The 14,732-nt window shown below is 57.6% G+C and carries 13 protein-coding genes; 12 read left to right on the forward strand and 1 reads right to left on the reverse strand.

Annotation, left to right across the window (positions count from 1 at the left end; genetic code table 11):
* Window positions 1-132 precede the first annotated feature (132 nt).
* Together IEU99_RS10755 and IEU99_RS10760 are read left to right on the forward strand one after the other, a co-directional pair.
* Window positions 133-327 (forward strand): hypothetical protein, encoded by a 195-nt coding sequence (locus IEU99_RS10755; protein WP_128889130.1) that lies wholly within the window; start codon window positions 133-135, stop codon window positions 325-327.
* A 325-nt stretch (window positions 328-652) separates the two neighbouring features.
* On the forward strand, window positions 653-1,585 hold the full coding sequence (locus IEU99_RS10760; RefSeq protein ID WP_128889131.1) for a hypothetical protein: 933 nt from the start codon (window positions 653-655) through the stop codon (window positions 1,583-1,585).
* 977 nt (window positions 1,586-2,562) lie between these two features.
* On the opposite strand, the gene IEU99_RS10765 is transcribed toward IEU99_RS10760, so the two are convergent.
* A complete protein-coding gene (locus IEU99_RS10765; protein ID WP_164931124.1) occupies window positions 2,563-3,846 on the reverse strand; it encodes a glycosyltransferase family 87 protein in 1,284 nt (427 codons plus the stop codon).
* Window positions 3,847-4,013: 167 nt separating this feature from the next.
* Here IEU99_RS10765 and IEU99_RS10770 point away from each other — a divergent pair, with 167 nt between their 5' ends.
* The 10 genes from IEU99_RS10770 to IEU99_RS10815 all read left to right on the forward strand — a co-directional run bounded on the left by IEU99_RS10770 (window position 4,014) and on the right by IEU99_RS10815 (window position 14,676).
* Complete coding sequence (locus IEU99_RS10770) at window positions 4,014-4,844, forward strand: sulfurtransferase (protein ID WP_128889133.1); 831 nt, start codon at window positions 4,014-4,016, stop codon at window positions 4,842-4,844.
* 9 nt (window positions 4,845-4,853) lie between these two features.
* Window positions 4,854-5,936 carry a TtfA family protein gene (locus tag IEU99_RS10775; RefSeq protein ID WP_128889134.1) on the forward strand — a complete coding sequence of 361 codons (1,083 nt, stop codon included), beginning with the start codon at window positions 4,854-4,856 and terminating at the stop codon, window positions 5,934-5,936.
* A complete protein-coding gene (gene pyrE / locus IEU99_RS10780) occupies window positions 5,929-6,462 on the forward strand; it encodes an orotate phosphoribosyltransferase (protein WP_128889135.1) in 534 nt (177 codons plus the stop codon). Before IEU99_RS10775 ends, pyrE begins: the two co-directional genes overlap by 8 nt.
* Window positions 6,449-7,114 carry a TrmH family RNA methyltransferase gene (locus IEU99_RS10785; RefSeq protein ID WP_128890759.1) on the forward strand — a complete coding sequence of 222 codons (666 nt, stop codon included), beginning with the start codon at window positions 6,449-6,451 and terminating at the stop codon, window positions 7,112-7,114. Before pyrE ends, IEU99_RS10785 begins: the two co-directional genes overlap by 14 nt.
* A gap of 57 nt (window positions 7,115-7,171) precedes the next feature.
* Window positions 7,172-8,302 carry a glycoside hydrolase family 76 protein gene (locus IEU99_RS10790; RefSeq protein WP_128889136.1) on the forward strand — a complete coding sequence of 377 codons (1,131 nt, stop codon included), beginning with the start codon at window positions 7,172-7,174 and terminating at the stop codon, window positions 8,300-8,302.
* Window positions 8,303-8,440: 138 nt separating this feature from the next.
* A complete protein-coding gene (gene fbaA, locus IEU99_RS10795; RefSeq protein ID WP_128889137.1) occupies window positions 8,441-9,475 on the forward strand; it encodes a class II fructose-bisphosphate aldolase in 1,035 nt (344 codons plus the stop codon).
* Window positions 9,476-9,604: 129 nt separating this feature from the next.
* A complete protein-coding gene (locus IEU99_RS10800) occupies window positions 9,605-10,750 on the forward strand; it encodes an acid phosphatase (protein ID WP_128889138.1) in 1,146 nt (381 codons plus the stop codon).
* 9 nt (window positions 10,751-10,759) lie between these two features.
* Window positions 10,760-12,385, forward strand: coding sequence for an alkaline phosphatase D family protein (locus IEU99_RS10805; RefSeq protein WP_128889139.1), 1,626 nt, complete (start codon window positions 10,760-10,762; stop codon window positions 12,383-12,385).
* A gap of 29 nt (window positions 12,386-12,414) precedes the next feature.
* The gene (locus tag IEU99_RS10810; RefSeq protein ID WP_128889140.1) at window positions 12,415-13,491 is read left to right on the forward strand and encodes an FUSC family protein; all 1,077 of its coding nucleotides are present in this window, start codon (window positions 12,415-12,417) and stop codon (window positions 13,489-13,491) included.
* A 15-nt stretch (window positions 13,492-13,506) separates the two neighbouring features.
* Window positions 13,507-14,676 (forward strand): FUSC family protein, encoded by a 1,170-nt coding sequence (locus IEU99_RS10815; RefSeq protein WP_128889141.1) that lies wholly within the window; start codon window positions 13,507-13,509, stop codon window positions 14,674-14,676.
* Window positions 14,677-14,732: the final 56 nt, after the last annotated feature.

Here is a 14,732-nt window from a genome sequence, read left to right on the forward strand (position 1 = left end):
GATTCCCTGGCGCGCAGGAACGCCTCACAGCGATTCTGCGCGCCAATGCTTCTTGGGGCTCGGGGGTAGCGGGCGTTTTTTTTTGATGTACGCTCGGCGATTCAGACCAATGCTCGCCAGGAAAGGATGATCATGACCCGCTACTATTCTGCGCTCTTGACCTTTATGTTTACCTTGCCGATTCTGGGCTTGGCCTTTGATTGGTTCAGCTTTGAAAAGGGGTACGCAGCAACAATAATTGCATCATTGGGTGCGGCTGTCGTTGCCTACTTCCTGACGCCGAAGAGGCGTTCCACTAAGGCCGATTTCGGGCAGAAGCTCCAATAATTCGCACCGGCCAGCATCAAAGCGAATTGCATGCGCGGCTCTTCAACAAGGCGGCGTGTCGCATTTACGACTACTTTGACGAAGCTTTGGAACGGCGGTGGGTAGCAGTGGGATAGGCGTCGGGGTCTTCTCGGCTAACTCGGTACGCCACTTCGAAGTGGTGGAGCGGAAGGGGCCTTCTTCAAGGGCCTGCCGCCTCATCGCCCCAGCGGCGAGGCCGAGATCGGTAAGTTCCTCCAGCTTGTGGAGGTGCGTCGCAGTGGAGGGTGGTGCGTCCACGGTTAATCTCCCGAGCCTCTGGGGGCGGCCATGTTAGCGTGGGTTCATGAGAAACCCGTGGAAAGATCTAGCTATCAACGGTGATGGCAAGTACGTGGCGGATTGTGATAAGGATTACCTTCGTTCGTTTGATGAAATTACAGACGATAAGATGAAGCTTCAGCTAAAAGTTCTACCTGAGCCATTCATTGGAGATCCTGCCACCGCCTCTTTTGTAGCGCTGCAGCTGAATCCTGGCGTCGCACCTTCGGACGATTATGAAAAGGGAATCTCTAGCGACTACAGGGCTTTCAAACCAAAGCACGAAGATATTCTCGCCAATCTCACCGGCGAGAGAAGGGAAATGTATTGGGCTGAACCCACTCCGAATCTCGGCGAGGGTGACAAAGAACTCTATAGTGCGCCACACACTTGGTACTTCGGTGCCGAAATCAAAACGAAATCTGGATGGGAGCACCGATTTGCGTGGCGTTCCCGCTTTCAGCTCCTGCTACTTGCTCTGTCCTCACAGCAGGCTCGAAGCGAGCTGAGAAAGCTGCAACCACCGTCAATCGGTGAATTTCATGAAGTCGTTCTCAACGCTGAAGGTGAGAATTTCCCCTCTAGTCTTAATCGCGCGTACGGGATTCTTAGAAAGAATTTCGCCGTAATTGAATATTTTCCCTACCATTCTGAAAAGGCCGATCGAAATCAGATCCGGAAGTCAAATCTACCTAGCCAGGAATATACATCACATCTTCTTGATCAGGCAATTGACAACGGAGCTTACATTTTCCTGACGAGGTCAGTCACCCCATGGGGAAATCTCTCAGCCAAGTTGCTACAACGCGGTGAGCAGCTCATCATTGCGGCTGCCCCCCAGTCTCCCACCTTCACGCCTGGAAATGTTTGTAAGTGGGATATTACGACGGGTAGGAAGGGAGCCAAAGATCCGAACCTGTTCTGGAAGGTCGTAGAAAAACTCGATCCGGAGGAATGACGTCGAAGGACGCACCGGCCGAGCAAACTATCGCGCGGGCCTGTCTGCGCTATCCGAGGAGCGGCCAGGCGGCGGCTCCAAAGCGGCGCCCCTCCACCCACGATTCAAGCGGAACCGAGCTACCGACCATTGTCGCGGTGGTGTAGAAGCGGACTGCATGCTTGAGAAACTACTGCAATATAGGAAGAAGCTGAGTCGTGCACCCGGGGCTCTGCGGACAACCATGGCGGTGTCGTTATCCCTTGCTCCTTTCGTCTTAAATTGCATTTCCTTGTAGCTTTCACGGTTGAGGGATTGTTTGCTGGGACCTGTGCGAGCTCTCCGGCATCGTCCCGACGAGGACAATGTTGTCGGTAGATCAGTGAAGGGCAGGATAAACAGGGGTACGCCTCCGGATGGCGGATGAGCAACCATATCTCCAGCACAAACGCCACTATCTGCTTGACGGTGCTTGGTCGAATCAGATCGTAGCCACAACCCGTGTTCTGGTAAGACAGAACGTCCTTGGTACAGGGCGATCCGCCGCGCTGAGGCTGGCATTATTTTCCAGCAACTCGCGGATCATCGGCTCTGCAGACAAGTATGCTTCACCTTCCGCAATCCGCCTACGGTGGAAGATAATTCGGAAACTGTTGAGATCTGCTTGGATCAGCGGGGGAGACTTGAGGGTGTCTGCCAATGACTTCCTCATCGCCTGGATCTCCGTGCCGACCACGCCTTGAATATTGACCGTGCGTTCGGGTGGGAATCCAATTGGTTTTACCCAGGCAGATTCCCTACTTGCCGAAGGATCGTCACACCCCCACGCCGGGGGATCGCGCCCCTACACCTCAACCCTGCCTTGGGCGCGAAAGCTCCAGCAGCATTTGGGTAAAACGAGATGGGTTGAGTTGAGTGTTGTGAGTTCCTGAACTATTGATAGCTACCACGTTTGAATAGCAGAGATGGCTGCTTCTCACGTCTCAAACTCCGCGATCTTAGGCTCGACGGTGTCTTCCAGGCGGTTGGATAAATGTCTCGCCAATGACCAGCAGCGGCACCACAAATAGCAGTGCGATGGTGGTGATGTACATGGTGTTTTCTCCGCCGAAGGTGGGACCTTCGGTGCCTAAGGTGCCTGCCAGGGGTGGCAGATACATTGCCACTGCGACGGCGCCGAGTGCCCAGGCCAGTTCGCGTAAGGGGCCTTTGATGGCGAAGGCGCCGGCGATAAGCAAGGCAGCCACGCAAAAATAGTGAGCCCACACAATTGAGCTAAAGCTCACGGTGCATACGTAGCCGACGGTGCCGAGGATCGCGAAGCGGCGGCGCTCGTTGAGCAGCGCGGCAATGCCGGCGAGCGCTGCAGCGCCGAAGGCTAGGCCATAGTTGAGCACCTTGAGCCCGGTGGGAACTTCTGATCCATCGAGGCTGCTCACCACCAGGGAGTCGTCTACCTTATCGCCTAAGTGTTGGGAGTAGAGCGAAAGGTTCGCGCCACCTACTTGGACTTGATCGCCGATGGTGCTGATGCGCTGAATCCAGGCGCTAAAGATCTCCGGCCCAAAGGCGATAAAGGATAGGATCACCACCGCCGATGCGGCACTTCCAGCGACAAACGCAGCTCTTCTACGACTCGGGAACAACAGCAGCAGCACAATCAGCACCAGTGGGGTGAGTTTAATGGCGGCCACGATGCCAAGGCTGAGCCCTGCGCGGATTGGTTGATGCTGCGCCATCGCTAGGGCATAGGCCACAGCCGCCACGATTAATGGCGTGGTCTGCCCAATCCAGAGCGAAAATTGCAAGGGGAAAGAAATCAGTAGCAGCACCATGCCTGGCAGTACTGCCTGGATGGGTGCGGTGTGGCCGCGCCAGAGGTAGTAGGCACTTGCGGCGATCACGGCGCAGCCAAGACAGGAGAGGTATGTCAGCCCAAGTGCGGCGGCTTGTGCGCTGATGCCGATGTTGGCAAGCAGGCTAAAAAACCACGCAACGGCTGGAATGTGCACATAGGGGTGGGGGTGGGGTGCGATATCGGCGATGCTTGGTGCGAGATCCGTCCAGGGGCCTGCGCCCAGGCTGCTGAAATCCCGGGGGTCGTAGTCGTAGATGTGGATGGGGTCGATGCCTTCCGCCACCATTTTGCCGGCTAGCCAGAGGGAGGCGAAGTCATCTACCTGCCATCGGTACTGCACAAACCAGGTGGCGAAAAATGCAATAATCGCTGCGAAAGCCCAGGTCGACTTATTCATAAGTGGGGCGTGGTCGCGATTATGCAAGGCTTTATTCTCCTGAATCCTGGGTTGTTTTGTTCATGGTAGTTGGCTGATGCAGTGGTGTTGGCATCGACGTTGCTTTTGCGTTTGGGTTGCGTCGAAAAGCTTAAAAATGTGACTCAATTTACTCCAATGAGCATTCCGCGGGTGCCCCCTTTAGTATCGGGTGCATGAGCATCACTATCTCTGCTGAAGAACTTGCCCAACGAATTCACTCTGGCAGCAACAACATTCTGCTGGCCAGCCTGTGGTCCGCAAACGAAGGCGGCGGCTTCGCGCAGTTCAATTCCGAGCACATCCCTACCGCAAAATTCTGCGATCCCGCAGCGGCCCTGGCCGGCATTCCAGGTTCCTCTTCTGGCCGTAACCCCCTGCCCAGCACCGATATTTTGGATCGTTGGTTTAATCGTTGGGGCCTTCGTGATGATCGCCAAGTGGTGGTCTACGACAATTTCCGTGGGCTCTATTCAGCGCGTGCCTGGTGGGTGCTCAAGTGGGCGGGCGTGCAAGACGTTGTCGTCCTTGATGGTGGTCAGGCGCACTGGGAAGCCACCGGCCATCAACTCATCGGGGGTCCTGGCAATCCTCGCGGTTTTTCCAATATCACCTCCAATCCCGGCCAACTGCCCACTGCCACCATCGAAGATGTGAAAAAGCACGATGGCATTTTGCTGGATGCCCGTGAGCGTAATCGCTTCGCAGGCCGCAAAGAGTTCCTCGACCTCAAGGCAGGCCACATCCCGGGCGCGATCAACATCCCCACCCGCGAGGTGCTCAATGAGGATCTCACCTTCAAATCGCCTGAGCAATTGCGCGATATTTTCCACGAGGCGGGAATTGAATCGGCAGACGATGTGATCATTTATTCCGGCTCCGGCAACCACTCTGCGCAGGTCATCATGGCTATGGAGATGGCTGGCATCGGCATTCCGCGCCACTATATCGGCGGTTGGTCGCAGTGGTGCGCCGATGAAAGCAACCCCGTGGAGCGTGGCGACTAAACTAAACCCATGCTCTTTTTCCTCGCAGCACTCCTTGGGCTACTGGGCGTAGCCCTTTGGCTTTTCGACGTCCAACGCGCCCGTGGCCAACGTGACGTCGTTTCGGCCGAGGCTCCCACTCCCAGCGCGGAGCTTGGCCAGGAGGAAATTGAAAACCCCGAAGATTTAGCCAGCCCTCCACTGCCAGAGCAGCAGCCGAACCCGAGAAAAGCCCCGCGCTTTGCAGGGCTTCCTGGCTCTGCCAGGAGGCAGAAGCGTCAGTGGGCTGCGCAGCAGGGCTTTGCGTTTAGCAATGGCGATGAATTGCTCTCCCAGGAGTGGGAACGCGGCCCAGAAGGCACGGCCAAGAATGTGGTCAGTGGGGTAGTGCGCGGCAATGAGGTGCGCCTTTTCGATATCGCCGGCACCACCATGATGGCTGCCCGCCGAAGCGCTTTTTCGGAGCACCTGCTGTGGGCAAGCCGCGAGGATGGCCCGCCCGAGGAACTGGTGCGCATCGCTAACCGCGGTGGTTTTTATATCTACGGCAGTGATCAGGGCGCGGTGCAAAGGGTGCTCGACCAAAGAGCAGAGGAGGCCTTCGCTGGCCTGCCTGATGCGGTGCAGCAGGTGTGGTGCGAGGCCGATTGGGTGCTCGCCACCTTCATCCGCGGCCACCAGCCCGAAGATTGGGATCGAGCCGCCGAGGCCCTATCGCTGCTGGCCGACGCCGCCATGGTGTTGCCTCGTCGCGGCAACACCGATTTTGGGGTGGAGTATGAAGATCTTGATCCCACAAGGCCACTTCCCCCTGCCCCTGATGCGCAGGAATTGGCGCCTGAAGAACCCACCATCGCGGTCCCAGAGGTTGAAGAAGCTCCGGTGGTGGTGGAGCTTCCCAGCCGAAGTGCCACAATAGCCAAAGGTGCAATCGAGCAGCGGCCCCTTGGTGGCGACGAGGTTGAGGCCATCGGCACTGGGCACAAGCCCGCGCCGAGCGATTTCCAGGGCACGAGGGTGCTTCGGGATCTCAGCAAAGGTTCGAGCATTTTTGAAGATATTGCCCGCGAGATGGGCACCGACCCCTTAGAAAAGGACGCAGAGGATGAATAAGAAACAACAACTGGCGCAATTGGTTCAGAAGCTTGCGGTGGTGCACGGCAAGGTCACCTTATCTTCTGGCAAAGAGGCCGATTATTACGTCGATTTGCGTCGCGCCACCTTGCACCATGAGGCTTCTGCGCTCATTGGTGAGCTTTTGCGCGAGCTCACCGCGGACTTGGATTATGTGGCGGCCGGTGGCCTGACCTTGGGTGCCGATCCGGTGGCTACCGCCATCATGCACGCCCAGGGTCGTCCAATCGATGCGTTTGTGGTGCGTAAGGAAGCAAAAAAGCATGGCATGCAGCGCCGTATTGAAGGCCCCGATGTGGTGGGCAAGAAGGTGCTCGTTGTTGAAGACACCACCACCACCGGCAATTCTCCGCTGACGGCCGTGGCTGCACTCAAAGAGGCCGGTGCCGAGGTTGTGGGCGTGGCTACCGTAGTGGATCGCAATACTGGTGCCGCCGATGTGATTGCTGCTGAAGGTCTTGAGTACCGATACATTCTGGGGTTGGAAGATCTTGGTCTTGAGTGATCAACCAGGCCCTACCGAGTGGGGCGAATCTCGCCACGGTGTCGGGCCTTGGGAGGTAGAACACCCCGGGCAGCCAGCCGACGATCTCCGCTTTGATCCAGAATTGCTGGCAGAAGGGGATCGGCGCAATGTTGTCGACGCCTATCGCTATTGGCGCCGCGAAGCCATCGTGAGCGATATCGATAGCCGCCGCCACGAGCTGCATATTGCCATTGAGAATTTCGAGCACGACGCCAATATCGGCACCGTGGTGCGCACTGCCAATGCCTTCGCGGTGGATACCGTGCATATTGTTGGGCGCAAGCGTTGGAATCGTCGCGGGGCGATGGTCACGGACCGCTATCAACACCTCATGCACCACCCCAGTACCGCTGAATTGATGCAGTGGGCCAAGGAAGAAAACATTGTGGTGGTGGCAATTGATAACACCCCCGGCTCAGTGCCTCTAGAAACTGCGGAGTTGCCTAAGCGTTGCCTCTTGCTCTTCGGGCAGGAAGGCCCCGGTGTTTCCGATGATGCAAGCGATCTAGCAGCAATGACTTGTTCTATTGCACAATTTGGTTCCACACGATCAATTAATGTTGGTGTGGCCGCCGGGATTGCCATGCATGCGTGGATTCGCCAGCATGCCGATTTGAACAAGGCCTGGTAGCGCTATACTGGCTGCCAAATTGTGCCTACATGATGGAATGAGGTTGCTGTGCCTGAAATGTGGTTGCATCGAGCCGATCTTGCCGAGCAGGCCATCAATGATCGTCATGCGCAGACACTGTGGCTTTTGCCCAAGACGAACCTCGCCGTAGTGGCCTGGCCGCCAAATACCAAAGAAAAGCTGCATTATCGCTGGCATTATTGGTGGCAGGCGCACTATTTGGATTGCCTTGTCGACGCAGCCTCGCGCCGCGGCACAAAGGTGCGCAAAGCCCGTATCCGCCGCACAGTCCTAGGCTTGCGGGTACGCCAATTAGGTCGATTAACGCGCAATAAGTATTACGACGATAAGCTCTGGCTGGCCCTGGCTTTAGCGCGTGTGCGCAAGCTGGAATCGAAGGCCAAGCCAAAATATTTGCGCGAGCTTGAACGCAATATTCTTCAAGGCATGGATCCCACCACCGGGGTATTGCCGTGGCGCGAAGGCGAGCACTTCTTCAATGTGCCCACCAATGGTCCGGCGGCGATTATGGCTGCACGCAATGGTGATATCGCTACCGCACGCCGTTTGGTGGATTGGATGATCGATCACCTGCTAGCGCCGAATGGTCTGATCATGGATGGCATCCGCATGAGCATGGAAGGCCCCAAGGTGGTCAAGCCCACCCACCCCTATTGCCAGGGCGTTGTCATTGGTGCCTGCATTGAAATTGCCGAGGCCTTGCGCGAAAGCGATTATGAAGCCTCCGTGCGATATCTCACTCATGCGCGTTCCCTAGTTCACGCCGTGGCCAAAGAGATGGCGACCAATACGGGTGTGATTGATTGGAAGACCGGTGATGGCGATGGTGGCCTTTTCAAGGGCATTCTCGTGCGATATTTGGCCGATCTTGTGATGCGTATTCCGGAAGATAACGACGCCAATATTGCAACAAAGAAGATTGCGCGCCGTTTGATTCTCGCCTCTGCGGAAAGTGTGTGGGCACACCGCCTAGAGGTGGATGGGCTGCCGATTTTCCCCACCGACTGGACGGAGGATGCGCGTCTGCCGCACAACTTCGGCGTCGGAGGTTCTTCGCTTTCCGATATTGTGCGCGTGGTTCGTATCGATGAGCGCGATCTTTCGGTGCAGCTTTCCGGCTGGATGTTGCTTGAGGCCGCCGCGCGCGTGTCCGAAGTGCCCGCTTAGTGTTTGTCCATGCCCGAATGTGTGGGATTTCTCTCCCTTCTTGGGCGTGATTTTTAGCAAACGGACAAGCGAGACAACACTTTCGCTGGCATACTTACATAGTGACAGACTGAATCGCTCGACTGGAGGGTCACTTATATGCCTATCGCAACTCCTGAGGTCTACAACGAGATGCTCGACCGCGCCAAAGAAGGCGGCTTCGCCTTCCCGGCCATCAACTGCACCTCGTCCGAGACCATCAACGCCGCACTCAAGGGCTTCGCAGAAGCCGAGTCTGACGGCATTATCCAGTTCTCCACCGGCGGTGCCGAGTTCGGTTCCGGCTTGGCGGTAAAGAACAAGGTCAAGGGCGCTGTAGCACTCGCTGCTTTCGCTCACGAGGCTGCAAAGAGCTATGGCATCAACGTGGCACTACACACCGACCACTGCCAGAAGGAAGTACTGGACGAGTACGTCCGCCCTCTGATCGCCATCTCCCAGGAGCGCGTCGACCGCGGCGAGCTGCCCCTGTTCCAGTCCCACATGTGGGATGGTTCCGCAGTGCCGATCGACGAGAACCTCGAGATCGCCCAGGAGCTGCTGGCAAAGGCAAAGGCAGCGCACATCATCCTCGAAGCTGAGATCGGTGTTGTCGGTGGCGAAGAGGACGGCGTTGAGGCTAAGGCCGGCGCAAACCTCTACACCTCCCCTGAGGATTTTGAAAAGACCATCGATGCCCTCGGTACCGGCGAAAACGGTCGCTACCTGCTCGCTGCCACCTTCGGCAACGTCCACGGTGTGTACAAGCCGGGCAATGTGAAGCTGCGCCCCGAGGTGCTGCTGGAAGGCCAGAAGGTAGCTCGCAAGAAGCTGGGCCTGAGCGACGATGCACTGCCCTTCGACTTCGTCTTCCACGGTGGCTCCGGCTCCGAGAAGGAAAAGATCGAAGAGGCACTCCGCTACGGCGTGATCAAGATGAACGTCGACACCGACACCCAGTACGCCTTCACCCGTCCGATCGTTGGCCACATGTTCTCCAACTACGACGGTGTGCTCAAGATCGACGGCGAAGTGGGCAACAAGAAGGTCTACGACCCACGCTCCTTCATGAAGAAGGCTGAGCAGGGCATGTCCGAGCGCGTGATCGAGGCTTGCCAGGATCTGCACTCTGTTGGCACCACTGTCAGCAAGTAGCCACAGCATCAAAGATGACCCCTTCGGGGGTCATTTTTTTGCTCAAGCGGGGGTGATCGCTCGCGGAGCCCTGCAACCCGCGAAAGAATATCTTGAGAGTTGTTCCCCCAACCCACTCAAGGAAAAACTATGCTTCGCCGATTCAGCATCGCGCTTCTAAGCTCCGCGTTCGTCCTCGCCCCGCATGCCTACGCTCAAACGGCACCGCAGCCGGAGCCATTCGGCGTGGAGGCCTACCTGCCCTATGAATCCGATCGCAGTTCTTACCCGGACTGGGTCTATACCGAGGTTGTTTCCGAATTTGATGCGCTTCGCACAGAGCATCCAGAGGTCATGGAATCGAACCTGCAGCAGGTGATCGAGGCCAATAACCTCGCCGATCCTGAGACCATCGCTCGCGCCCAAAGCGATGCGGCCACGGATACGGAAGGCGTGCTTGGCCACTTTGCCGATGCATTCGGCCCCACCTTAGGCCAGCACTTCCGCGATGCTCTTGCAGAAGGCCGCTTGCCTAAAACCAAGATGATGTTCGACGGGATCACGGCCAGGGCCGGCGGGCTGGCCAGCTCCACGTTTGTTGAAAAGGCCATCTTTGCCAACGAACGCCCCTACATCGCGCACCCAGATAAGATCAAGCGCTACGACGTCGAAGGCAAAGATATTTATCCCACCTCGAAGTCTTTTCCCTCCGGGCACACCAACCAGGCAGCGTGGACAACCACGTTGTTGGCGGTGATTATCCCCGAGGCGGCACCGCAATTGCTTGAGCGCGGTTCGGAGGCGGGCTATCACCGCATGGTGCTCGGCGTGCACTATCCCCTCGATGTGATTGGCGGGCGCATGACGGGTAATGCTGCGGCGGCGGATCGTTGGAATGATCCACGCATGCGCGAGAACCTGCGCCTTGTTGGCCAAGAGATCCGCGCCGAGTTGGAGTGGCGCTGCGGTGCGGCCTTGAGTGAGTGCGTGGCTGCTGAGGCAATGGACCCGGATGAGGCCACGGCACTGTACACCGAGCGCATGAATTATGGCTTCGCGCCGATCGCTGCCCAGGACGCTCCAATTCAGGTGCCCCAGCAGGCTCCAGATCTGCTACTAGGAGTGTTTCCTGAGCTTAGCTACGATCAAAGGGCTTCGATCCTCGCGCAAACTGCAGGCCCTGCCGGCATGCCCTTGGATCATCAGGAAAGTTCATGGCAGCGCATCAACCTAGCCAAGGCTATGAATGCGCAGATCAGTGTCGCAGCGGACGGCACTGTGACCGTCGTAGATTAAGGAGAACCCGTGTCCTTCGCATTGAACCGCCGTCGCTTCTTGCAGCTTGCGGCATCCACCTCGGCTGTCGCCGCAGTGAGTCGCACTCCTGCACGAGCCGAAGCCCAAGGCGTGTTTCAGCACTCCGTGGCCTCCGGTGATCCCGAGCCGAACGCGGTTATTATCTGGACGCGCGTGACTCCGCAGCCCGATGCCACCCCCGGTTCCGGTGTTGGCGCACCCACCGCGGTGCGCTGGGAAGTCGCCACCGATGATGCTTTCAACAATGTGGTGGCCAGCGGTGAAGTCACCACCGGCGCCGAACGTGACCACACGGTCAAAGTGGATGTGCGCGGCCTTGCTCCCTACACCCACTACTTCTACCGCTTCCAGGCTCTTGAGCAGACCTCCCGCGTTGGCCACACTCTCACCGCCCCCGCAGAGGCTGTAGAGGCCATTCGCTTCGGCGTTGTGTCCTGCTCCAATTATGAGGCAGGCTACTTCCGCTCCTATCGCAGCATGGCCGAGCGCATGGACCTCGACTTTGTGCTGCACCTTGGCGATTACACCTATGAGTACGCCACCGGCGAGTATCTTGGCGCGCATAAAACGCAGGTGAGGACGGTACAGCCGCCGCAGCGCACCACCACCTTGACGGACTACCGTATCCGCCAGGGCTGGTATCACCTGGATCCTGATTTGGCTGATCTGCATGCTGTGAAGCCCATGATTGCGATCTGGGATGATCACGAATTCGCCGATAATGTGTGGCGCGATGGTGCCGCCGGTGATTCTTTTGAACCCGGCGATGATATTCAGGCTTTGAGGGCAGCAGCAACGCAGGCATACCTGGAGTGGATGCCGGTGCGTCGAAAAGCTACTGAGCCGGTATATCGAAGCTTCTCCTTCGGCCCGTTAATGGACATTATTGTTCCTGACCTGCGCACATACCGCGATAAGAAGGCAAGCTTTGGTCTGGAATCCAATGATCCACAGCGCACCATGATGGGCCAGGATCAGTTCTCTTGGTTCCGCGAAGAGCTCAATGCCTCCGATGCTCGCTGGCAGGTTATCGCCAATTCGGTGATGTTTGCCCCCATGACCCTGCCTCCGGGATTGGATGCCCGTTTGCAGCGCTGGCTCATTGAGCAAATCGGCCTGCCTGAGCAGGGCATTGCCTTGAATAACGACCAGTGGGACGGCTATATGGCCGAGCGCCAGCAGCTTATCGACGCCATCGCTGAAGACGCCAACGTCGTGTTCCTCACCGGCGATATTCACTCCTCCTGGGCCTCCGAGATTCCACGCAATATCCAGGGATACCGCGAGGGAAGCGATGCGCGCGTTGCTGCCGCCGAGTTCGTTACCCCCTCTGTGAGCGCCCAAGGTGCCTATGAGGCGCTGGCTCCGAGCCAGGCGCTGGAACCGGTTTCGCGGCAAACCACCCGCACCGGCGCAAATATTCTGCGCAGTGCCGACACCTGGTTTAAGTACATTGATTTTGAATTCCACGGCTATATGGCAGTGGAGGTGCGCCAAGACTCGGTGAAGGCCGACTGGTGGTACACCGATAATGTGCTAAGCCCCGATATGCCTTTCCGTCAGGCCGCTAGTTTTATTACCCGCGCGGGTGATCACCGCGTGACCCCGGCCTAATGCCCAATACCTGGGCGCGAATTCGAGGGATGAGCCGCCTGCGCCAAGGCCTGGTTCGGCTCAGCTCGAATTGGCTGTATGTTATTCAGGCAGGCATCGCCGCGGGGCTTGCCTACCTTCTGGGTAGGCAGCTAGGCCATGAGCAGCCCTTCTTTGCCCCCATGGCCGCGGTGATCGTCCTATCCACCACCGGCGGGGAGCGTTTTCGGCGTTCTCTCGAATTGGTCATTGGCGTAAGCCTCGGTGTTGGTTTAGGCGATTTGCTCATCGCCACCGTCGGTACCGGCCCTTGGCAGATCGCCGTGGCGGTGATGGCCTCGATTGCCGTCGCCACCGTGATTGACCGCGGTGTGCTTCTAGCAAATCAGGCTGCCTTCGCGGCGGTGTTGGTGGCTACGATCCTGCCGCCCGGTACCTCTGGTGGTACCTTCCGCATGGTCGATGCCTTTATCGGTGGCGTGGTGGGCTTGGCCGTGATGGCAGTGGTGCCGGAATCGCCCCTTCGTTCAGGGCGAAGAGAAATTGCCAAGATTATGGGCATTACCGGGCAAGTCTTGCACCAAGTCTCCGATGCCGCCGCGCGTGCTGATGACGAGGCCATTGCAGCGGCGCTGCGTGATGCCCGCGGCACCCAAGGCCAGATCAATGCGATGATTGCCGCGGCCAATTCCGGTAAAGAAAGCCTGAACGTCTCCCCACTATTGTGGACGCAGCGCCACCGCATTCAATCGCTGATCCGCATCCTCAACCCGGTGGATAACGCCATTCGCAATACCCGCGTTCTCGCGCGCCATGCACGACACTTGGCTGAATTGGGCTACACGCCTTCCGGGGAGCAACTGCACCTTTTGCACCGCATCGCTACCGTGAGTGATCGGCTCAGCGAATTGTATTTTGGCCAAGGCAATGAAAGTACTGAGATTCCGATCTTGAGCAAAGAGCTCCAAGAAATTGGGGCGCGCGCCGGGCGAGATGTCGCGCTCGATCGCATCTTGCCGGCGCAGGTGATGCTCGGGCAGACGCGAGCACTCATTGTGGATCTGTTGCAGATTTGCGGGCTATCACGGGAATCTGCAATGGAAGCGCTGGCGCCAATCTCCGAGTAGGTACAGTCGGGAGATATGGGAAAGCAAACCTCACGGACGTCTGCGTACTTAAGGGAGATTGATAACTCCTTGCACCAACGAGTGCTGCGCCTGCGTCGGAGTTTTTCTTCTATCCTCCAGGCATCGATCGCCGCGGGCCTTGCCTTCTGGATTGCGCATTCCGTCGTAGGCCACGAGCGCCCCTTCTTCGCGCCGATGTCGTCGATTATCATTTTGGGTCTTTCCAGTGGCAATCGCCTCAAACGCGCCGTTGAACTTTCCATTGGCTGTTCCCTTGGCGTGGGTCTTGGCGATTTGCTGATCTTAGGTATTGGCAGTGGCTCCTGGCAGATGGCATTGGCCATTTTTGTCTCCCTGGTGGTGGCAACGTTTCTTTCTTCAAGCCAGTTGCTGATCAACCAAGTAGCGATTGGTTCAATCCTGATCGCCACCATCATGCCCCCGGGATCTGCCGCAGGGCCTGAGCGAATGTTTGATGCCGTTATCGGCTGCGTGGTGGGCATTGTGGTGATGGCGTTGCTGCCACATTCGCCCCTGGCGGGTGGCCGGCGTGAAGTAACGAAGGTGCTGCGTCTTGCATCTTCGGTGCTCAAGGACGTCTCTGCTGCGTTACCTCAGGGCGATTATGCCTCTATCCATTCCGCGCTCAAGCAGGTTCGTGGCTCTCAAGGGGCAATTAATGCGATGCTGGAGGCCGCTAAATCGGCGCAGGAAGATACGCGAGTTTCTCCCTTGTTGTGGGCCTCGAAGCGCCGGGTTCGTTCCTTTGCCCGCATTCTTGCGCCCGTAGATAACGTGATTCGCAATACCCGTGTATTGGCGCGCAGGGCGCAGGTGCTCACAGAAGACGGCGATAAGGTCAGTGCCGAGCAAATTGCCATCATTGATGAGCTGGCCGATATTACTGAGCGCCTAGCCGATGTGTATGCAAGACCCGGTGAGATCCAAGAGGCGAGGGAGATCCCGGAATTAGTGAAGCAGCTTCGCGGCTTGGGGGCTCGTGCGGGTGTGGATGTAGCAACGAATGTGCTTTCCGCGCAGGTTATTTTGGCGCAGTCGCGTTCGATCATCGTCGATCTGCTGCAGGTATGTGGCATGTCGCGTGAGTCGGCGGTCGCCGCTTTGGTGCCTACCTCCCATTCTCCTGCGTTCCCGCCAGAGGTGATGGATCCCGAAACAAAGTAAAACTGAAAACAGTTTGCAACAAGGCGTGGAATTCGCCATACTCTTCTAAAAAGGAA

This window comes from Corynebacterium pelargi (assembly GCF_014635485.1).
GTDB classification, from domain to species: domain Bacteria; phylum Actinomycetota; class Actinomycetes; order Mycobacteriales; family Mycobacteriaceae; genus Corynebacterium; species Corynebacterium pelargi.